This window comes from Pseudoalteromonas sp. SR44-5 (assembly GCF_014163675.1).
GTDB classification, from domain to species: domain Bacteria; phylum Pseudomonadota; class Gammaproteobacteria; order Enterobacterales; family Alteromonadaceae; genus Pseudoalteromonas; species Pseudoalteromonas rhizosphaerae.
In genome coordinates this window covers 1-21,422 of the sequence record NZ_JACJDT010000006.1, presented here as the reverse complement: position 1 = coordinate 21,422, position 21,422 = coordinate 1, and the positions used below count along the sequence as shown (strand labels likewise).

The 21,422-nt window shown below is 40.7% G+C and carries 13 protein-coding genes and 2 pseudogenes; 3 read left to right on the top strand and 12 right to left on the bottom strand.

Going from position 1 to position 21,422, the window contains the following annotated elements; all coding sequences use genetic code 11:
• Positions 1 to 2 precede the first annotated feature (2 nt).
• Both H5154_RS04805 and H5154_RS24155 read right to left on the bottom strand, forming a co-directional pair.
• Positions 3 to 485: a DUF3015 domain-containing protein gene (locus H5154_RS04805; protein WP_149980008.1), complete on the bottom strand. Its 483-nt coding sequence runs from the start codon at positions 483 to 485 to the stop codon at positions 3 to 5.
• Between the two features lie 208 nt (positions 486 to 693).
• A pseudogene (locus H5154_RS24155) lies at positions 694 to 884 on the bottom strand (hypothetical protein); the annotation flags it as partial.
• Positions 885 to 1,080: 196 nt separating this feature from the next.
• Between H5154_RS24155 and H5154_RS04800 the strand changes: the two are divergent.
• Complete coding sequence (locus tag H5154_RS04800; protein WP_149980009.1) at positions 1,081 to 1,500, top strand: VOC family protein; 420 nt, start codon at positions 1,081 to 1,083, stop codon at positions 1,498 to 1,500.
• A gap of 57 nt (positions 1,501 to 1,557) precedes the next feature.
• On the opposite strand, the gene H5154_RS04795 is transcribed toward H5154_RS04800, so the two are convergent.
• Complete coding sequence (locus H5154_RS04795; RefSeq protein ID WP_259398454.1) at positions 1,558 to 1,833, bottom strand: hypothetical protein; 276 nt, start codon at positions 1,831 to 1,833, stop codon at positions 1,558 to 1,560.
• Here H5154_RS04795 and H5154_RS04790 point away from each other — a divergent pair.
• Positions 1,823 to 2,692, top strand: a pseudogene (locus H5154_RS04790) (S41 family peptidase); the annotation flags it as partial. The gene H5154_RS04795 and the pseudogene H5154_RS04790 overlap by 11 nt on opposite strands.
• Before the next feature lie 47 nt (positions 2,693 to 2,739).
• On the opposite strand, the gene H5154_RS04785 reads toward H5154_RS04790, so the two are convergent.
• From H5154_RS04785 to H5154_RS04745, 9 genes are all read right to left on the bottom strand, one after another.
• Positions 2,740 to 5,685, bottom strand: coding sequence for a TonB-dependent receptor (locus tag H5154_RS04785; protein WP_182717557.1), 2,946 nt, complete (start codon positions 5,683 to 5,685; stop codon positions 2,740 to 2,742).
• A 74-nt stretch (positions 5,686 to 5,759) separates the two neighbouring features.
• Positions 5,760 to 7,901: a glycoside hydrolase family 16 protein gene (locus H5154_RS04780; protein ID WP_182717556.1), complete on the bottom strand. Its 2,142-nt coding sequence runs from the start codon at positions 7,899 to 7,901 to the stop codon at positions 5,760 to 5,762.
• 473 nt (positions 7,902 to 8,374) lie between these two features.
• Positions 8,375 to 9,385 carry an alpha/beta fold hydrolase gene (locus H5154_RS04775; protein ID WP_182717555.1) on the bottom strand — a complete coding sequence of 337 codons (1,011 nt, stop codon included), beginning with the start codon at positions 9,383 to 9,385 and terminating at the stop codon, positions 8,375 to 8,377.
• A gap of 250 nt (positions 9,386 to 9,635) precedes the next feature.
• Entirely contained in the window at positions 9,636 to 11,960 is a 2,325-nt protein-coding gene (locus H5154_RS04770) for a TonB-dependent receptor domain-containing protein (RefSeq protein ID WP_182717554.1), read from the bottom strand.
• Between the two features lie 307 nt (positions 11,961 to 12,267).
• Positions 12,268 to 12,693: a hemerythrin domain-containing protein gene (locus H5154_RS04765; RefSeq protein WP_182717553.1), complete on the bottom strand. Its 426-nt coding sequence runs from the start codon at positions 12,691 to 12,693 to the stop codon at positions 12,268 to 12,270.
• A gap of 232 nt (positions 12,694 to 12,925) precedes the next feature.
• Complete coding sequence (locus H5154_RS04760) at positions 12,926 to 14,974, bottom strand: S9 family peptidase (protein ID WP_182717552.1); 2,049 nt, start codon at positions 14,972 to 14,974, stop codon at positions 12,926 to 12,928.
• Positions 14,975 to 15,127: 153 nt separating this feature from the next.
• Positions 15,128 to 16,354 (bottom strand): threonine/serine exporter ThrE family protein, encoded by a 1,227-nt coding sequence (locus H5154_RS04755; protein WP_149980016.1) that lies wholly within the window; start codon positions 16,352 to 16,354, stop codon positions 15,128 to 15,130.
• A gap of 117 nt (positions 16,355 to 16,471) precedes the next feature.
• On the bottom strand, positions 16,472 to 17,692 hold the full coding sequence (locus tag H5154_RS04750) for a glycosyltransferase (protein WP_182717551.1): 1,221 nt from the start codon (positions 17,690 to 17,692) through the stop codon (positions 16,472 to 16,474).
• Complete coding sequence (locus tag H5154_RS04745; RefSeq protein WP_182717550.1) at positions 17,689 to 18,696, bottom strand: LacI family DNA-binding transcriptional regulator; 1,008 nt, start codon at positions 18,694 to 18,696, stop codon at positions 17,689 to 17,691. Before H5154_RS04745 ends, H5154_RS04750 begins: the two co-directional genes overlap by 4 nt.
• A gap of 166 nt (positions 18,697 to 18,862) precedes the next feature.
• Between H5154_RS04745 and H5154_RS04740 the strand changes: the two genes are divergently transcribed.
• The gene (locus H5154_RS04740) at positions 18,863 to 21,325 is read left to right on the top strand and encodes a prolyl oligopeptidase family serine peptidase (RefSeq protein ID WP_182717549.1); all 2,463 of its coding nucleotides are present in this window, start codon (positions 18,863 to 18,865) and stop codon (positions 21,323 to 21,325) included.
• Positions 21,326 to 21,422 lie beyond the last annotated feature (97 nt).

Genomic DNA, 21,422 nt, shown 5'->3' with positions numbered 1-21,422 from the left:
GATTAAGAAAGAGTATAAGAAGCAAGTTTTGCATCACTTGCAATTACAGTGTTTAGGTTTTCTAAAACTGTTTGTGAAGTCACATTTTCAGAAGTGAATACTGAAGAATACTGTGCTTGAGCTAGCGCATTAAACGCTGCTTTATCTTGATCTGCAACGCCCCAAGCTTCAGCTAGAGTAGCTAAAGTTTCGCCTTCACCTTTTGACATATCACGAGCAAGTTGCTCCATGTTACCGTCGATGAATAAAGCAATTTTTTCTGAAGAGGTTACTGTACCAGTACCATCACAACCTAGAGTACCAAAAGTGATACCAAAAGTTTGGTTACCTGATGTACCGTTAGTTGTAGCGCCTAAAATTTTCACGCCTTTACCTTGCTGACCAGCAAATAACATTGAACCAAGACCACAACCAATATCTTGGTCAGCCATTGCATTTGAGAAAGGAAGTAAAGATAGAGCTGCTACTGCGATTAGTTTTTTCATGTTCATAAATCCGTATATGATTATTCTTTATTTAGGGCAAATAAAGTTCGCGGAGGATATTAACAGATATACGTAAAAAATAACAAGGCTAGATATGAAATTATTATAGCGTAGGCGGTTTAGGGTCATTAATAGTTTTATATTTATATTAGTTATTAAACGACAAAGAGCGAACGGATTACTCTTTATTAGAATGCTTTTATTTAGCGGTTGTGAGCGCAGCGCCAGTTGCAGAAATAATAGCAATTTTCCAGTAGTTGCTAATTAAAACGGTGAAACACATACTGGCAAAACTACGTGTATAAATAGATGCATAAGAATGTTTTTTATAATCTGCAGGATATGGAATGAACCAATGAGGCCAGTTAAAGCCGCAGACACAACAATAGATAATGCCAATGTTGTACGCGTTTACAAAAGCGATGAACTTCAAGGAGATGGATTTAGGCATAGCACACACATCATAAAGTATTAGTTTTAGATTTGGTGGTATGCAATTAATTACTAAAAGTAATGCTGTTAATGTTATATAAATTGCAGTTTATGTATAATGCAGCATATTTCATATGTTAAAAGTTATTAATAAAGGTAATTTATGTCCAACTGTTTGCACCTAGCAATTCCTGCCGGTGATCTCGAAAAAGCGAAAACATTTTATTGTGACGTACTTGGCTGTAAAACGGGCAATAGTGAAGCAGGGCGATGGGTAGACATTGATTTTTGGGGTAACGAGTTAACGCTTCATCAAAGTGTTGAGCGCTTACCAACGGTACGTCATGATGTTGATATGGGCGCGGTGGCAGTCCCTCACTTTGGCATTCACTTATCAGAAGATCAATTTCAAGCATTAAAAAAGCGTATTGCAGACGCAGGTCTTGAATATTTAGATAAGCCATACCGTCGTTTTGTTGGCAATGAATTTGAACAAGAGACGTTTTTTATTGAAGATCCAAACGGTAATGTATTAGAAATGAAAACAATGGTTAATCCACAGGTGTTATTTAAAAAGGATTAATATAGCTGAGTTAGCCATGTTTGCTAGCTCATACTTATCAAACTCACCTAGCATTAGCTAATAATTTTGTACTGCATGATTCGTTTTTAAGGGAGCTTTTAATGCGCCATCTTGTTGCCACGAAAAGCTCTTAAGTGCAGGGCGAGTAAAAGTGAATACACCACTTTTACTTAGTGTACATACTAATTCAAATTGGTTAACCCCTTTTACTAGTCTTATGTCTGATGCAACACCTTGTAATAAAGGGGTTGATACATTGTTTACAATAGCTGTTAAATAACAGTTATCTTCAGCGAAAGCTGCGCCGCTCAATAGCAGAGTAATAAAAGCCAATGGGCAAACTTACAGTAAAACCCTTGATTGGTCTGTTCGGCCAAAGAGTGTAAGTAAGCATTTAACACATGCCTATAATGGGGATGAGCTTACAACCGATTTAACTTGGCCTACGCAAAACATAGCGTGGATTGCTATGCCCAGTTTTGCAAATAACGATAAGCAAACTCATGATTACAATAACCTGTATAAAAAAGTGACTGATCAACGTTCTAAGTTACTCAGTGCAAAAACGGTGGTTTTAGATCTTCGTCACAACCAAGGTGGCTCGTCGTATTGGAGCTTAAAGCTTGCAAAAGCGTTGTGGGGTGAGCAAGTTGTTGAACAAAAAATGGATAACTACTCACAAAATAGCCGGGTTTGGTGGTGAGCGTCAAAAGATAATACTAACCATGTTAAATCATTAATTGAAGTGTTGAAAGATCAACCTAAAGCACAAAAAGAATTTAAAGAAATAGCTGCAGGTATGGCGCAGTCACTTGAAAACAATAAGCTATTTTACATCGAAGAGCCGCAAAGTAAATCAAACCAAAGCGAAATTACAGTGCCAGTAAGTGACTTTAAAACACAGGTTTTTGTTATTGTGCCGCCACAGTGTGCAAGTGCGTGTCTTGATGCCATTGATGTATTTAAGCAGTTTTCAAACACTCAGTTATTTGGCGCGCCAAGCAGTGCTGATTCATTGTATATGGATGTTCGACTCGCCGAGTTACCCTCAGGGTTAGGTAAAGTTATTATCCCTAATAAAGTGTATGTTGATAGAGCAAGAGCAAAGGGCGATTACTATAAGCCCGATATTGCCTATAACGCTATTGATTGGACAACCGATAAGCTATTAGAAAAAATTAAACAGCTATAAAAAAAGCCGCTCAGTGAGCGGCTGGACTGTTTAATTACTTAGGTTTATTAAAAGGTATAGCGTGCACCAACTGCGTAGCGTGGACCATACTGGCGAGCAAATAAGAACTGCTCTTCGTAACGGCCATAGCCTTGCTCGGTTTCATTATTGAGATTTATACCTTCAAAGAATACCGTCACATTCTCGTTAACGTCATAATTTACGCTCATATCCCACTGGCCATATGTTTTCGCATATTGTGGTGGTGCATCAGCAGAACCTTGTGCTTGGCCTACACCAATAAGGTATGAATCGCGCCATGCGTAAGTCAGTTTTACTGATAAGCCATCTTTTTCGTAAAACGCTTGGAAGTTAGCTGAATCACTTAAGCCCGTTAACGGAGCTTGTTGGTCTAAGCTGTCTGTATCAAATTCAACATCGCCGTCGACAAATGTAGCATTAACACCGACACCAAAGCCTGTTTCGCCAATTAAGTGTTGTACTGCCACTTCAAAACCATCGACTGATTTGCTATCGGTATTTTGTGGTTGGCTAATGTTCCAAGTAATAAGTGGATCGTTACTATTTGGTTCAATTTGACCATTGGCATTACCATCACCATTAGCAAGCATTTGTGCAAAAATGGCATCGGTTGTTGCTTGCTCACCACGTGCCTCAATATCACTCACAGCTTGTAAATAGCGCGGGCCATTTAAAATATCATATAAGCCTTCAATGGTGGTTGGGGTAATGGTGGTTTGAATAAAGTTATCAACGTCCTTTTTAAAGTAACCTACAGATGCATAACTGCCTTCTGCGTAGTAATACTCCAAAGATAAATCAAGATTTGTTGATTCAAACGGTAATAGCCCCGTGTTACCTTGACTACCTACGCGTGATCCCGGTTTTGGACTGCCTGTTAGTGAACGACCGCCAGCTAAATCGCCTAAAGGTGCACGCGACATTGTTTTGCCCCATGATACGCGAGCAACCACGTCATCAGTTAGGTCAACACTTAAGTCAATTGATGGCAGTAAAATATCATAACTGCCTTCTTGCACTAAGAAGTTATCATCGCCACCTGCTGAATATTGAGTGATCCACTCTGAAGCGCTGATCCAATTAACTTGTTGTTCAACACGCTGACGAACAGAGCTGGTTACATCGGTTTCTTCGTAGCGAAGACCTGCGTTTACTTTAACGTAGTAATTACTAACGTCAAACTCCCAACGTGATTGAACATAAATACTGTTGGTAATTTCCTCAACCGAGCTTTGACTGTCAATGCCATCAAGATAGGCATTAGGTGCATAAGCATCGCCGCCTGTTACATCAGCGGTTAAGTATGCCATTTGTCTTGCTACGGCTTCGTCAAAATCATAGCTGTAGTAATAGTTTGGTTGTAAATTGCTACCGCCACCGGCAAATTGATCTAATAATCCTGAGGTATCATGAAGTGTAAACATACCATCTGGGAAAATTTCAGTGTAAGAAGGATTAAAACCAGGGCCACCAACTAAGCCACTCCATGCCTCATAACCACCGGTGTTTTGCTCTGTGCGCGAACCACCAAACTTAACTTCAATTAAACCAATGTCAAAACTTTCATTTATCCAACTTGCATGTAGTTGAAGTTGTTCAATATTTGATTCCCCCGGTGAATGAATAAACTGACTAAAGTTTGAATCAATCTCACCTGGGCTTAATACATTCGTGCCGTTTTTCCAATTAACTTGCGTATGCGGAACTTCGCCAGTGCGGTAATCATAAATTTTATTAACAAGCTGATCAGAACCTAAAATAACTTGCCCATCACTACCTAGACCTTTGTCTGCGCCATTGTCGGTTTCGTTTTTAGAATCATGGTAGTCAAGCTCAATTTGCCATGTATCATTAATTTGCCAATCTAAATTTAAACCGATAGAACGAGCTTTTACTTCAGTGGTGTTTTTACTCGAGGTAAATGACGCATCGTTACCGCTAATATCGGCATAAATAGCGGTGCCATTTTCATCTAGCTCGTAACCGTTAATATTACTGCCAAAGTCGTTCCAAATACCCCAGCCGAGAGTTTTTGACCCTGTTGTAGCCTCACTTGCTGTGTAATCAAGGGTGGCCACAAAATTATCAGTGGGTGCAAATTGCAGTGTTACTTGCCCATTGGTACGCTCACGTTGTAAATCTTCAATAGCGTAGTTCATGTCTTTTGCAAAAAAGTGATTACCTACGCGATTACCGTCTGCATCAACTGGGCGAGCATCAATAAATTTATCTTCTGAAAGAGTCGGTAAATCTACATTAGCTTGCCAACCTTGAATATTAGCGCTTTGTTTTTGAAAGTCGCGCTGTTGATGCGAGAATGAAAAGCCAATACCAAACATTTCATCATTAAAGGTATTGCTGTAAATAGCTGATATTTCAGGTGTTACATCGCTACCAACTTCATTTGATGAGTCATGAATTGCTTTTGCTGTTGCTGAAAAGTGCTGCCCAGGTCTTTGCAGAGGGCGCGATGTTGAAATATTAACTGTCGCACCTAAACCACCGCTAGGCACATCAGCACGGGCAGTTTTAAATACTTCTAAGGCACTTACACCTTCTGAGGCGATGTTTTCAAGATTATACGAACGAGAGTTACCCGTTCCAGGCATTTGGCGACCGTTAAGTGTTACCAAATTAAATGAAGGGCCAAAACCACGGACTGTAATTTGGCTACCTTCGCCGTTTGCACGGCTCACCGATACACCCGTAATGCGTTGTAGTGATTCAGCTAAGTTGGTATCTGGGAATTTACCCATTTCTTCGGCAGAAATTGCATCGACTACTCCAGATGCATCGCGTTTCATGTCCATAGAGCGGATCAGTGAACCACGTATACCTTTAATTTGTATTACTTCGATTTCAGGTTCGGCAGTACTTTCTTGCGCAGCGTTAGCGAAGTTAAATGTGCTTGCAGCGATGATAAGTGACACAGAAGCCGCTATTTGGCTTTTTTTAAACTTATTTGTGTTCATAATTGCTCTGCTTTTTACTAAATTTTTTACGGTAAGTAGGTGCTTATACGCACCTACCATAAAGTGATTCTTAGTTATGGAATGCCAATGAATGCGTTATCTACACGATAAACAGCGCCTTCACCTGTGTCCCAAGTTGGATAAATCATCACCACATCTAATGCACTAACATCTAAACCTGCACCCGCTAAATCAGCAAGGGTAAAGGTATATGTTTGCCATTCACCAATAGTAGGTTCTACACCTTCGACGCTGTCAGTTAATGGAATTTCGACAGCAGAGCTACCGTTATCAGACTCAACTTTGAAACTCCAAACTGAATCAAGATTATTTGGTTTTGAGATCACCTTTAACTCAAACGCTATTACACCGTTTTCTAATATCGAAGTAGCATCGAAAGCTTCACCGCTTCCGCCTGCAGCTGTGCGGCTATTAAAGCCCATTACTGTTGCTGTTGCGCCAATAGTAAACTCAGCCGTTAAACCGTGTTCTTCATCATCCATTACTTCAACCGGTTTTGAACCACCACAACAATCCCACATTGGCCAATCTAGGTTTTGTTCATCACTGAAAAGATCGACTTTTGGTAAGTCACCTTCAATAGCTACATTGGTAATTAAGTACTCGGCACCGCCACCTGTTTGCCATGTAGGAAATACCATTAATACATCAATGGCACTTATATCGAGGCCTCTTTCTTGTAGTAAAGAAAGTGGGAATGTATAGGTTTGCCATTGGCCTGTAACCGGTGTTACGCCTTCATTACTATCGCTAAGTGGGACATCGCCGGTATTAGGACCGCCATCACCGGCTTCAGCCTTTAATAACCAAGTAGTTGAAGATGTTGGAGGAGTCACTACTTTCATATCAAATGATACACGACCATTTAAATCAAGCAGTAAAGAAGCATCAAATGGAGACGATGACCCTGCAAAGCCATCAGGGAAGTGACCGCCACGGGTTGAAAAACCTAATACTGTACCGTTATTATCGTTGATATTAAATTTAACCACGTCGCCTTTGTCAGCGTCGGTAATGGTTTCTGGTGTGGTTCCGCCACAACAATCCCAAGCGATCCAGTTTGCGTCTAAGCTACCATTAAAAATATCAAGGTTTTTTGCAACACCATCACTTGGTGGAGTAGGTACAGGCGCTTTACCTTCAACAAGTGCATCTTCTAAGTTGTCGTAACCTGGGCGCACTGTCTCACAGCCTTTACCTGTGTCAGTATTAGCTGCACATTGATAAACGCGTACGTAATCAATCTCAAAGCTTTGACCCTCTGCAAATGCTGCAGCGTCAACGCCTAAGTTATTTACGTTTTCCGGCCAATCACCGCCAACGGCATTATTTAAAATAAGGTAAAAGTCTTTATCAAAGGGGGCATTATCCCAATGTGTTGTAAGCTCGCCATTACCTTGTTCAAAGTATTCAGCAAACCAACCTTTATGTTTTAGGCCAACAGCTTCGTCTTTTGAGTTATAACGAACTTCAGAACGACGTTGTGTGGCATATAAGTAACCATCAACGTACCAACGAATTTCGCCCTCTTGCCATTCAATAGCGTAAGTATGAAAATCGTCAGCAGGGTTCATCCCCTCTGCAAATGTGTACGCTTTACCAGAGTTCGAGTTGTTAGGCCATTCACGACCATAGTGAAGTGTGCCATGAATATTTGCTTCAACGGTGCCATCTTCAGCAACTGTTTTTAAATTTACCGCTTCTAAAATATCAATTTCGCCAGAGCGCGGCCAAGTACCATATTCTTCATCGGTTGGCATCATCCAAAATGCAGGCCAGCTACCTTGCCCTGAAGGCAACTTTGCACGCATTTCAAAACGACCATAAGTAAAATCAGCGTTGTAGCGGGTGTTTAAACGTGCCGATGTATAAGGCTTTTCGGCACCTTCGTCGGCCGGTAAAGCAACTAAATTTAATATGCCATCTTTGATAAACGCATTTTGCTCGTTATCGGTGTAACATTGTTTTTCGTTGTTACCACCACCGGCACAACTTAATTCAAAATTCCATTTGTTAGAATCAATACTTGCGCCATCAAATTCGTCACTCCAAACCATTTGCCAATCAGAAACCGGCTTTTGTGGATCGACTTTTGTGAAGTCAGATTTTGTCTCAGCACTTCCACCACAGCCAAATAGCATGGTCATGGATATTGCCGCAACAAGGCGGCTTACTTTGGTTGTTGTCATGTTCATTAGTTGAACCCCAGTATCGACAAAAATTTAAAAGTACTTCGTTGTGGTTGTTATTGTGTCTACGAACGAAGTTGTAAGCGCTTACATTTATCAGTGTGTGTGTTGTAAGCGCTTACATAGAGTAAGCTAAGGTTGTAATTTGGTCAACAACAGACTGCTTATTTTTTTAACTTTAAGTTTACATTACCTGCTTTTTTAGTTTTAAACTGAAAAGTTATTTAATTTTTAAATAACTTCAGAATAGCAATATATTAATGGAGATAGGGTTTTAGTCTAATTATATCAGTGAGTTGTTATTTTTTAGTGCCATCAAAATATTAAAAGTGAATCCACATGCTAATTAACAATATTTTTCTGTTATCGCTAAAAGGTATCTAATAGTAGGCATTTATGTTTATTAATTGGTTTTCAAAGGTCAGCGTTGAGTAATCAAATCAGCTGTTAATAACTTTAACCGCTGATCTGCCTAAATATTACTCTAGTGGCTTTGAGCCTGCTTCTAAGGCTTTTAACAATACAGCTTTAAAGCGCTTAAAATCTTCAATATGGGGTAAATGACCTAAATCAGCCAGTTCAAATAGTTGGCTGTGAGGAATTAATACCGCGGCTGATTTACCTAATTGATCGTAGCGGCCAAGTTCATAATCTACCCCTTGTTTTTTCCAGTTACGGCCAGGCCCTGTTCTGTCTCTTGTACCTATAATTAGTGAAACAGGCATGGTGAAGTTTTTAAACTCGGTGATAACGGGTTGAGTAAAAATCATGTCGTATGTTTTTGCGTTAACCCACGCTACTAGCTCTTTATCTGGGCCTTGAATTTGCCCGGTGATAAAATTCGTCAGAGCGGCAAATTGGTTATTCCATTTTCCGTCGTAGTAATTTTTTTGCTGGTATGCTTTTACCCCGGCAGGTGTTTTAGCTAACTCATTTTTATAAAAAAAGTTAGTGTCTTTATAATCAACATATTGCAGGTAATTTTCAAGGCCAATAGGGTTGAGTAAAATTAATTGTTGGGTTGTTTGTGGATACATAAGCGCAAAGCGACTTGCCAGCATACCGCCCATAGAATGACCCAATACAATTGATTTATTTATATTAAGTTGGCTCATTAAAGCATGGGTGTGACTAGCTAAGGCTGCAAAAGAGAATTGATAATCTCGTGGTTTAGATGATTTTCCAAAACCAATTTGGTCAGGTATCAGCACGCCATAACCGAGTTTTTGTAGCAATAGTGCAGTTTCAGTCCAGTAATGAGCGTTAAAGTTTTTACCGTGCATTAAAGTCACAACGGGTTTACCAGCCTTTGCTGGTAAGTAAATATACGCCATTTTTAACGACAGCCCTTGTGAGTCAAGGTTAAAATAGTTAACGTCAAAATCGTAATTATAGTTGCTTAATAATGCGTCATAACTCAGTGGTTGCGGCGTTTGTGCATTTGCAACACCGAAGACAAAGCATAAACTTAATAGCCATATTCTATACATAAGATCCCTCAATGATTTAAATTAAATCTTTCAGAACATATCTTTACATACTAAGCGAATAAACTCTAAAATTTAATTCTATAAGTTAAGGCTTCCTTTGCTTATGCATCGGGAACCCTTATTGAGTATACGCTTTAATCTGCTTCGGCCACGGATCTGTGTTGGGTGATGAAGTATAAAAGGCACGGTTAAATCGTAATAATAAAAAGCCCAGCATTATTGCTGGGCTTTATTTTTATAGCTTTTTATTCTAGAAACTGTAACTCATTGATACCCACAAGCTGCGTGCTTTTTGGGTGGTATTGTAATCAGATGTACATTCGTACTCTTCCTCTGAGGTTGCTAATAAGCAAGTACGGCTTGATAAGTCGTCATCTAACAGATTATTAATACGGGCATTTAATGCTAGGCTATCATTAATTTTATAACTTGCTGCTAAATGATATAAATCATAGGCTTTGTAGTAGAGCTTTTGTGTTTCAGGGCCCTGTGGACCAGACACATTTGCCGTACCACGGTAACGATCGCTGCGGATTTCAGAAATAAGTGAAATACTCAAATCATCCAATGGTTGCCATGCAAGCGTTAAGTTATACATATTTTTAGGTGTATTAACTAAAGGTAGTCCTTCATCACGGCCACTTTTCACTTCACTATCGGTGTAAGTAAAGTTACCACGTAGTGACAACTGTTCAATAATCTGCCAATTAGCAGCAATTTCAACACCACGAGTAGCTGATTTATCTACGTTAGCAGCTTGCGTAAAGGTGGTGCTACCGATGCCTGCCCAACCTGCGCCAATTTCAACACAAGGTTCATCAGCTATGGCCACTTCACAGTTTGGTAAGTTATCTTGGTTAATGATTTTGTCTTTAAAATTATTGTAAAACACCGTTACGTTACCACTAAAACTATCACTGCCATTAAAGTAAGCAGCCATTTCGTAGTTTACACTGGTTTCAGGTTGTAAGTCTGGCGTGCCAACAAAAGGTTTAGTACCTTGGCCACCAAAACCTGTAATACCAGAGAATAGTTGGTTTGGCTCTGGGGTTTTATATCCTGTGCTGATACCACCTTTGAAAGTCCATTCATCAGCAGGAGAGTAGGCTAAATAAGCGCGAGGACTAACTTGTGAGCCAAAGATATTATGATGATCATAACGAGCGCCGAAAGTTGCAGTTAGATTTGTGGTAATTTCCCAGTTATCTTCAGCAAATACAGCTGTTTGACGATGATCTTGAGTCGTACCTTCACGGAAGCCATCCCCGTACATACCAAATACACCATCTTCCATTTCGGCATCAAAATATTGTGCGCCTACTACAAAATAGTGGTTATCTATATTTGATTCAAACTTAGTATCAATAATTAAGTTATCAAGTTTTAGTGTACGCATTGGGCGTGGTAAAAAAGTCTCATCAAGTTGAGCGTAAATTGCATCCGTTAGTTCTGGCTTGTCGATGCCTTGATCCTGTACTGCTTGGTCCCAAATGGCCTGCACACCTAAACGCTCTTGTACATTAAGAGGTAATGAGCGACCAAAGTTTTCACTGCTGCTTTGGGTAATGCTGCTGGTAAGCGTACCAACATCGTATCGACCAACATGTGCAAATACAAATTGCTCACGTTCAACACGTTGATATGGAGTATAACCAACGCGTGGCTGTACAATGCCTTTGCTAACACGCCATAAACTGACTGGGCTATCTAACGTACCCGTTTGACCTTCGGTGTTATCGTAACGCTGTTTGGCTATGTCGTACTCAAAGGTAATTTCATTCTGATTATTGATCAGGTAGTTTATTGTTGCGCCGGCATTCCAGTTACGTGCTGCAACGATTTTTTTATCGCCAAAGCTACCATCATCAACCCACATGCTGCCATCTGGAAGTGGTAAACTTTCGCTGTAAGTTGGCTCACTTTCTTGACGGTCATAAAAACTACCACGGATCCCGTAAGTTAATCCCTCAACGCCGCTTGGGCCGGTCAAATATATATCGACTTTATTATCGTTACCGTATTGATCGTCTTGTTGGATATTACTGCTTACCGTGACGCTACCATGGGTGCTATCAAGATTTTTACGAGTGATAATATTGATTACACCACCGATTGCATCAGCGCCATATAAAGTGGACATTGGGCCACGAACGACTTCAATTCGCTCGATAGCCTCAAGTGGCGGCATATACATAAATTGGCTGTTACCAAAGTTGTTTGGGCCTATATTACCTACATCACTTTGACGGCGGCCATCAATAAGCACTAGAGTATAGCTTGCGGGTAAACCACGCATGGTAATACTAATATTACCGTTTTTATCTTGTCCGGCACCAACATCGATACCTTCGATATCACGAAGCGCATCAGCAAGGCTAGTAAATGGCTTATTTTGTAGATCTTCGCGAGAGACAACCGAGACACTTGCAGGTGCATCTATTAATTTTTGCTCATAACCAGAAGCGGTGACAACCATCACTTCCATATTTTCAGCTGTGTCATCATCAGCAATAAGTGTTGTTGATGTTAATAATGCACTGATCAGTGAGGCCAGATAAAGCGGGCGGGATTTCATTGTACTTCCTTCATGACAAGAATAAAGATTATTAATCTAATAAGCAACCAAGGTAGGTATGATAACAATTATCAGTTGTATGTTCAATTGCGAAATATTTACATTCAATGAATGATTTTCATATTAAATAAAGGTGGGGATGGAGCATGAGCATTAAAAAACCCAGCGTTTGATGCCGGGCTTAGTTAATTTAAGAGTGTTTGCTTAGCCAAGTATTGACCGTGTTAGAGGTGCCTAATAAATGCAAATGGTATAGAGTTGTTGCTATTTAGAGAGCTTTATAAATTAAAGCGGGCACATATAGCAGTTAACTCATCGCATTATTATACTTTTCGGCTAGACTTTCTTTTTGACTTTCGGTTAGCGCTTTACCGGCTAGTTGAAATACTTCATGCTCTTCTTCAGCCAGATGATGATGTACAAGATGATGTAATTTTTTAGCGGTCACAAGCCACACTGGTGAGCTCATATCAGTTTCTTCAAGTTGCTCAATCAATTCATCAAGTTCATGATGCTCTGCAATACTATGACGGGCTTTTTCATGGGTTAAATCATCAAACATCAAAGGATTATAGAAATAACGCTCTTCAAATTTAGCATGTTCTACTAACTCATGTTTTAAATTATCCATAAGAGACTGTCTATTCGGTGACTCCCCCTGGGTTTTTATCAGCGCATCGACAAGCGAACGTTGTTTGTCGTGATCATTACGAAGTGCTTCAAAAATATTCATGGGTTTTCCTTGCTTTACTCATTAATTACAATGAATATTGCAAGACAGAAGCCAACTTTTAAGTTGTTGTAATATATTGATTTAATTTTTTATATTTGAGCTTGTTAAGGTGTTTTCTTGTAAAAATTACCGAGTTAGGTCTTTATATTACATCCATATTCATTGTTATTTAAAAGCAAAAAGGCCAACACGAATGTTGGCCTAAAAGCGTATTTAACACAAAATAATAGGATTATTTATTGGCGTCTTTTACCGCTTTTAACTTGCCTGCATGGTCAATCTCGAATGCTGGCATGTCTTTTTTGCCGTCAATTAAATAGTTATCCATCCAACGCATTAAACGTAAACTGTAATCATATTGCGCGGCTACTTTACGGTTACCATGACCTTCGCCAGGATAGTATACAAGGCGTACATCTTTGCCTTGTACTTTCATATAACGGTACAGTTCCATTGATTGTGCAGGGTGTACGCGAGGATCATCTTTACCATGCATGATCAGTAATGGTGTTTTAGACTGGCCTGCCCAGTAAATAGGGCTGCGCTCTAAATACCACTGCCATTTATCCCATGGGTATGAACGTGCATGCACAAGATTCATTTCGTTAGAAATATCAGTAGTTCCAAATTTAGATAGTTGGTTGGTAACACCTACAAACATCACGCTCGCAGCAAAGTGTTCAGTCAATTTTGTTGCGGCCCATGCTGATGCATAACCACCATAAGAGCCACCCGTAATACCAACACGTTTAGTATCAACTAAGCCCATTTCAACAAGATGCTGTTTAAAGTCAATTAAATCGTCAAACTCTTTACCTGCATAGTCGTTTTGACCAAGCTTTGAATAATCAACGCCTTTACCTGTAGAGCCACGGTAATTTGGGTAAAATACTGCATAACCACGTGCTGCTCCCATTTGACCTGGACGCGAGTAGTTTGTTACCCAACCGTCTTTGTCATGGCTTTCAGGGCCACCGTGCACTGACATGATCAATGGATAGCGCGTGCCTTTTTCATAATCTAATGGGTAGACTAATACGCCATCAATCTCAACACCGTCGCGAGCCTTAAGTGAAATAGTTTCTTGCTTAGCAAAACGTTTGTCATTCAACCAGTTGTTTGAATCCGTTAAACGTTGTGCTTTAGAACCACGAATAATGAATACTTCATTTGGGTGCTTTGCAGTGTTTGCACGTAGCGCTAAGGTTTTATCTGAATCAGAAATACTCAGATTTGATGCAATAAATTGGCCTTCATTAATAATTTTTTTGTATTTATTAGAGCCGGTTTTAATGCCCGCGACAAAACTTTGCGTACCTACATTGGCAATAAAATTAAGCGTGTTGCGTTTATGTGACCATTCAAAATCAACGATATGACCCATGAAATTAGGTAACCAATCACTTACTTCACCTGTTTTTGTGTCAGCTAAAAATAAACGACCAGCGGCTGGATCATGCTTATCTTCGGCACCTAGAATTGCGATGTAACGACCATCATGAGACAGTTCAGCACCGTCTAATTTACCTTCAGTAGCAAACGACATCGTCACTTGATTAGTCGCAATATCAAATAAGTGCCATTGTGATTTAGTGTATTTGTCGTCAATTAGCGCTGTAGGCTGGGTTTTTACTAATAACTTATCGCCTTTTGCGGCCCAGTTTACATCACTTACATAGTTTGCAACGTTAAGCGCTGTTGGTGTAAGAGGTTTATCTGTTTTGGCTAAATCGACAATAAATAGTTGTTTATCTTTTAAGCCTAGCTCGTACACCTCAGCCATAAAGCCTAATTTTTTCAGCTCTTTTTCAGATTTATCAGCCGCTGGCATAGCTAAAATAGCGAGTTGTTTGTTATTCGGGCTTAACTGATAGCTAGAAATTGATGTGTCTTTAAGCGATAGTACTTTTTGCGCTTGACCACCATCCACTGGAATTTGATATAACGCGGTAAACTTGTCGTCTTTAAGTTTTGCTAAAAAGTAGATCGTTTTGCTATCGTTTGACCATTGAATACTCTTGATACTTACAGAGCCGGTAATGAAAGGACGCTCGACACCTTCATCATCGACGACATAGAGTTCGCTATAATTGGCACCATTCTCGTCGACGTATAATTCACGTGGCACTGAGCGGGTAAATGCAACATTGTCACCATTTGGACTAATGCTGGTTTGAATAACTGACTGAATTTTAGGGATATCTTCTACAGTAAGCGATGTGGCTGCAAATGCCAGTGAGCTTGAGAGTCCAAGAGCCAGTGCTAGGCTAGTTTTTATCATGAATTTTCCTTCGCATGTTTTAATTATCGAAGGATTATAACAAGGTGTACCTTAAATGCTAAAATATGCGATTAATACGCACAAGTAGGCGTTTAATGAAGAGATTAAAGTGATAAGGTTTAAGCGCGATAGTAACTACCGCACTTAATTGCTTTATAAACTCTTTTTCGGTGGGAGTGCAACGTTGGCAAAGATTAATCCAGCCACCAATGACATAAATATTAGGAAGGTTTGTTGGCCGATGTGCTCCGCATACACAAAGTCTTGCCCTTCAATTAATGAGTTTAGACCTATGTAAGTTTTGCTACCTGGAACTAATACAATCAAGCCTTGCATGGCAACAATTGAGGCAGGAGCGTTTGCTACGCGGTTAAATAGGTTACTAAATACACCCACCGCAAATGCACCTACAAATGTTCCTAAGGTGTAATCTAAATACATCGCAGAGCCAATACTGCTGCCATAAGCGATAAAGCCAGAGGCGATAGACCATGTAGCATGTTTTAGTTTGGTTCTAAAAATAACGATTAAGCTGCTACAGAGTAAAAAGATTGCCAACCAAGCCGTCCATTTAGGTAAAGGGTCAGGTTGTACGAAATCGGCTTGGCCGAATAGTGCAAAACCAATCGCAATGCCGATGAAGGCACCAAAATACAGTTTAAACAACAGCATAAAAGCATCCATCACACGCGCTGTACCAGAAACTAAATGCCGCGCTGCAAGTTCTGCTAGGCCCAGTGCTAATGCAAGCCCGGGTATAAACACAATAATCGCAGACAATACCACTAAACGAATATTAATCCCGACGTCTAAATGCACGCTTACAGCGCAGGCCAAAATAGCCGAGACTATCGCCACTAATGGCTCTAACATATGGCCCACGCGTTTTGAACGCGCTGACCACAGTACAAATAAGTAAACGACAGAGGTAAGTAGCGCTGACCAAAATACGTCATTCCAGCTGGTGCCCATCAGCATTGCAAATGCGCCGCCTGAGGTGGCAAAGGCAACCCCTGTGGTAAAGCGATTATACGGATTTGGCATAATAAAAATGGCGTCGAGTTGAACGTCAACTTCTTGTAGCGTGAGTTCGCCATTGAGCATTTTATTAACCAGATCATCGGTATCGGCTAACGACCCTAAATCGTGATCGCCAGGATCAACACGGGCAACGTGAGTATATTCATCTTCATGGCCATCGGTCCAAATTACAAAAGTAACGGAAGTGGGTGACATGACAAATGAAGATTTAAGATCAAGGTAAGTAGCCACTTCCATTAAGTGAGCTTCGAGTCGATAAGCTGGGGTGCCATACTTATGAAGCATCTTACCCAGTTTAACGATAAATTTGCGCTTTTCTGTGAACGTTGCGGTTTTCAAATTTGTATTGAGCCAAAATTTAAATTATTCAGTTAAAAAATATAGACAATACATCTAAATTTGCCTAGCTAGTTTGGCGGGAATTTTAAACACTAATCACCGCCTGTCTAGTTTTTTTTATTTGTTTTTAGCCTCAATCCACTGCGCCATATATTGAGTGCTACGCATTGTGTGGTGTTTGAGCATTTGGCCTGTAAAATTTGCTTCGCGGTGAGCTTGTAATTTCTCTTTAATCAATTGAATTTTAATGATTAAATTATTAGATAAAAGCTGTTTGTCGTAGTGCGTTTTTAATATCGTATTACCGGCTGTTTGTGCCTGCGTAAATAAACTTTTATTTTGATACAGAGCCACAGCGGCATCGGCAAATTGCTGCGGCTCATTTTCAACCACACCACTCCAAGGTAAATCATGGTGCATACCCTCACTACCAATTGTCGTTGTAACACTGGGTGTTTGCATGATCATCGCCTCTAACAGCTTTCCTTTAATGCCAGCACCAAAACGAAGTGGTGAGATGCACACACGCGCACTTTCCATTACTTGATAGGCATCATGCGCCCAACCTTTTATTAAAAAGCCAGTTTTGGGGTTATTAAGCGCGGTGGCCTTTGGCGGTGGGTAAGAGCCATAAATATGTAACTCAGCCTGGGGTAGTTGTTTACGAATGAGCGGCCAGATTTGTTGTAAATAGAGTACGGCATCCCAGTTTGGGGCGTGGCGAAAATTACCTATGGTCATAAAGTGTTGGCGTTGCTCAAACGATTTAGTTTGCTCAGGGAGTGAGCTTAAATCGACCATAAAAGGCAGATGATGCAATAAGTTACTGTCGACTTTAAATACATCAGCAAGTAATTGCATTTCAAAACTTGAGATAATTAAACTTAAATCACAGCGTAAAATAGCGGCTATTTCTCGTTTGGCGAGGTCAGAGTGTAAATCACTATGGTTAAATGCTCGGTTGCCTTTATGCGCTTCATGGCGGGCATTGCGTAAGCATTGTAAATCTTCAGTATCAAGGATTTTTACTGCGTTAGGGCAATGTTTATCTACTCGCCAGCCAAATTGTTCTTCCATCATAAAACGGTCAAACATGACGATATCAGGGGCGTAGTTGATAACATATTCATCAAAACTTGCACAATTAAGGGCAATAGTTGCGCTGCTGATCCCGTAGTCATCCAGATTAACCATATGCTCGGTTTTCTGAGCGGGACTGGCAAATTCAACCGCCCAATTTTCATTTTTAAACGCTTTTAATAGCGACATCATATGAGTGCCGGCCGCTGATGAATTTGGTTCTGGCCATACATAGCCAATTACTAAGACTTTTTTCATTGACTTGAATCTCTTACTTGCAGATGAACATCGACTAAGGTACGCACCGCAGGAGTGCCTTGATTAAGTAATTCTTGCAGTACTTGGCAAGTATGCTTACCAATATCGTCCGCATTGATGGTGACACTGCTTAACGAGGGAGACATTAAACATGAATCAGCTAAATCATCAAAACCGACTACTTTTATATCCTTACCGGGTATCAAACCATGTTGGCGAATGGCTTCTATGACACCGTATGCAATAACATCATTAAAACAAATAATCGCTTTAGTCGCAGGGTATTGCGCATACAACGTAGCAAAGGCATCGCGCCCGCCTTGACGGTTCGTGGCGGCGGTGATCGTTGGTTTGTGTTGATGGATATTAAACTGCTTTAAGGCACTGTGAAAACCACTTAAACGTTCATGATGATCAGAAATATCATCAGTTCCACCTATAAAAGCGATATCCTCAATACCTTGTTGTAAAATATGGCTAGTGGCTAGATGAGTGCCTTTTTTATTGTCCGGCAATATTGTCGGGGCGGCACAAAAAGCCACTTCGCGCATAATGTGAATGACCGGGAAACCACTATTGATAAGTTCATCAACCCACTGCTGGGTAGTTCCCGGGGCAGGACACATGATAAATGCGGCAACATTATATTCTTTGAGTGTTTTAACAACTTGTGTTTGGCGCTCAACATTTTCGGCGGTGTTCACTAACATCGGCAGCATACCAAGGGCATGAATATGGTTTTCAAGTCCTACCGCTATTTGCGCAGAGTAAGGGTTAGTTAAGTCATTAATAACTAACGCCACTAAGTTAGAGCGGCGACTTCTCAGTGCTGCCGCATCTCTATTATATACATAGCCAAGCTTATCAATGGCATGCAATACTTTTTCTTTGCTTTTATCACTGACTTTGTCACTGTTTGTAAGCACTAACGACACCGTTGACTTAGAAACTTGAGCTTCTCTGGCAACGTCAAAAATAGTTATTTTATCGGTTTTTGTTTTCATTTTAATGTATGCGTCAGCAATTGCTTGAACGAAGGCGCCAGTTTAACGTAGTTTCAGCTAATAAGTCATCTATCGGCGTTATTGAAGCTAGAATCGCAAAAACTTTATGAATGTTGCAAAACATGTTTAGATACAGCTATTAATAATAAAAAATCAAGGATACACCATGAAAGGCATCAGGCTGTTATTAGCGTTAGTGCTGAGCGTAAGTGTTTCAGGCTCGGTACTTGCTGCACAAGGCTATCAAACCCCTTCAAGTGATTTAGCCGCGCTGGTTGATGCTAAATTAGCACCGAGTAGCTACCTATCGGCTGATGGTCAATGGTTAGCGCTGTTTGAGCGTAAACGTGTTGAAACATTAGATGATTTAGCAAAAGAAGAATTGAAATTGGCGGGTATAAAGTTAAACCCGGCAAACTTTTCACGCTCACGTCCTCGCACTAAATTTAGTGCGTTACAAGTTAAACATATTGCGACTGGGGCTGTGATTACCGTTAATAATTTACCTCAAGGGGTGATCCGCTCACCTAAATGGTCAAGTAATAGCGAATATTTAGCGTTTATTGTTGAGCAACCAACTCAGGCGCAATTGTGGGTGTATAACGCCGAAACTAAACAAGCACGTCAGTTGTCAACAGTGGCTCTTAATTCAGTGCTAACAGCTACCCCTTATCAATGGTTACCAGATAGCACGGCAATTGTTGCTAACCAAGCGGTTAACCTTGGCAAGCCAAAATTAGTTAGTGATGCAAATAGCGTTGTGCCGGTTATTCAGCAAAGTAGCGGTCAAAAAGCGCCAGCACGGACTTACCAAAATTTATTAACCAGCCCGTTTGATGAGTTGCAGTTTAAGTTTTACGGCCAAGGTCAATTAACTTATATTCCCCTGAGCGGTGTTGCGTTATCGATTGGCAAACCAGCATTATTTAAATCATTTTCGATCTCGCCTGATTCAACCAATATTTTAGTCGCCACTATCGACGAACCATTTTCGTATCAAGTACCCTATAGCCGCTTTGCGACAACGTGGCAGGTGCTTGGCATGCGTGGTTATACGTTAGCGCAATTGTCTAAACAGCCACTGGCCGACAACATTCCACAAGGTTATGACAGTGTGCGAACGGGTCGTCGTGATTTTCAGTGGCGTGATGACCAAGGTGCTGAGATCATTTGGGCGCAGGCGCAAGATGGCGGCGATATGAAAACCGATGTGCCGTATCATGATCATCTATATAGTTTACGCTCACCTTTTAAACGTGAACCAAAACTATTTGCTAAACTAGAACGACGTTTTTCAGGTATTGAGTGGGCGAATGAAAACGTTGCGTTTTTAACCGAGTGGCGTTTTAGTGATCGCCAGTTACGTACCTATGTGATCCAACCACGCGATGCGGATAATAACCGCGTATTGTTTTCACAGCGCAGCTATAACGATGCTTATAAAGATCCGGGCGACGCTATTTATGAGCGAAATGATCTTGGTGTAAACGTTATTAAAGTGGTTGGTGGACGTTATATATTTTTGCGCGGTGATGGTGCGTCAGAGCAAGGGAATGTGCCATTTTTAGATCAGTACGACATTAAGACCAATACAACCAAGCGTTTATGGCAATCAAAAGCGCCATATTACGAGCGAGTTCGTGCCATGCTTGATGATGAAGGTGAGCGATTAATTACTATTCGTGAATCTAAGGCCGAACAACCTAACTTCTTTATTCGCGATTTAGATGCCGACACTCTGACTCAGCTCACTACCTTTGAGCATCCATACCCGGCGTTTAAAGGGGTGACTAAAGAACTTGTGCGTTACCAACGTGATGACGGTGTTGAACTCTCTGGTACGCTATATTTACCTCCAGGTTACGATAAAACGCAAGGTCCATTACCTGTATTAATGTGGGCATACCCACTGGAATATAAAGATAAAGCAGTTGCATCGCAAGTACGTCAATCGCCGTACGAATTTACCTACATAGGTTATTGGGGGCCAATGCCTTACCTCGCAAAAGGTATTGCTGTTTTTGATGATCCGAAGATGCCAATCGTCGGTGTTGATGGTAAAGAGCCAAATGATTTATTTAGAAAGCAGTTAGTTGCAAGTGCCAAAGCTGCGGTAGATGTGCTGGTCGAAAAAGGCATTGCAGATAAAGATAAAATCGCCATTGCAGGCCACTCATATGGCGCCTTTATGGTAGCAAACTTATTAGCCCACAGTGATTTATTCAAAACTGGTATTGCCCGCAGTGGTGCCTATAATAGGACCTTGACACCGTTTGGGTTTCAAGGAGAAGAACGTGATTTTTGGCAAGCACAGGATGTATACGCCAATATGTCACCGTTTTTTCATGCTGAAAAAATTAACGAGCCGATGTTAATGATCCACGGCCAAGAAGACCCGAATTCTGGCACCTTCCCGATGCAAAGCGAGCGTATGTACGCTGCGCTCAAAGGCTTAGGGAAAGAAGCGCGTTTAGTGATGTTACCTTATGAAGCTCACGGCTACCGTGCTCGCAAGAGTTTACTGCATGTGCTTTGGGAGCAAGAGCAATGGCTGGATAAGTACTTGTTAAGTGACGAAGCTCCTGCACGCGATGTTCAAGCAAATACTGAGCCTTCTTTAACAGAATAAATTCAAAGCGCGGTTTATGCCGCGCTTGTTAATTTAATTATATGGGGATGAAGACCCACCCTTAATCTCACGGCACCTTCCCGATGCAAAGCGAGCG

Excerpts from the sequence above, each read along its gene's own strand:
- H5154_RS04785 (WP_182717557.1), bottom strand. The coding sequence starts at position 5,685 with ATGAACACAAATAAGTTTAAAAAAAGCCAAATAGCGGCTTCTGTGTCA.
- H5154_RS04780 (WP_182717556.1), bottom strand. The coding sequence starts at position 7,901 with ATGAACATGACAACAACCAAAGTAAGCCGCCTTGTTGCGGCAATATCC.
- H5154_RS04760 (WP_182717552.1), bottom strand. The coding sequence starts at position 14,974 with ATGATAAAAACTAGCCTAGCACTGGCTCTTGGACTCTCAAGCTCACTG.
- H5154_RS04750 (WP_182717551.1), bottom strand. The coding sequence starts at position 17,692 with ATGAAAAAAGTCTTAGTAATTGGCTATGTATGGCCAGAACCAAATTCA.
- H5154_RS04800 (WP_149980009.1), top strand. The coding sequence starts at position 1,081 with ATGTCCAACTGTTTGCACCTAGCAATTCCTGCCGGTGATCTCGAAAAA.
- H5154_RS04745 (WP_182717550.1), bottom strand. The coding sequence starts at position 18,696 with ATGAAAACAAAAACCGATAAAATAACTATTTTTGACGTTGCCAGAGAA.
- H5154_RS04775 (WP_182717555.1), bottom strand. The coding sequence starts at position 9,385 with ATGTATAGAATATGGCTATTAAGTTTATGCTTTGTCTTCGGTGTTGCA.
- H5154_RS04805 (WP_149980008.1), bottom strand. The coding sequence starts at position 485 with ATGAAAAAACTAATCGCAGTAGCAGCTCTATCTTTACTTCCTTTCTCA.
- H5154_RS04765 (WP_182717553.1), bottom strand. The coding sequence starts at position 12,693 with ATGAATATTTTTGAAGCACTTCGTAATGATCACGACAAACAACGTTCG.
- H5154_RS04770 (WP_182717554.1), bottom strand. The coding sequence starts at position 11,960 with ATGAAATCCCGCCCGCTTTATCTGGCCTCACTGATCAGTGCATTATTA.
- H5154_RS04740 (WP_182717549.1), top strand. The coding sequence starts at position 18,863 with ATGAAAGGCATCAGGCTGTTATTAGCGTTAGTGCTGAGCGTAAGTGTT.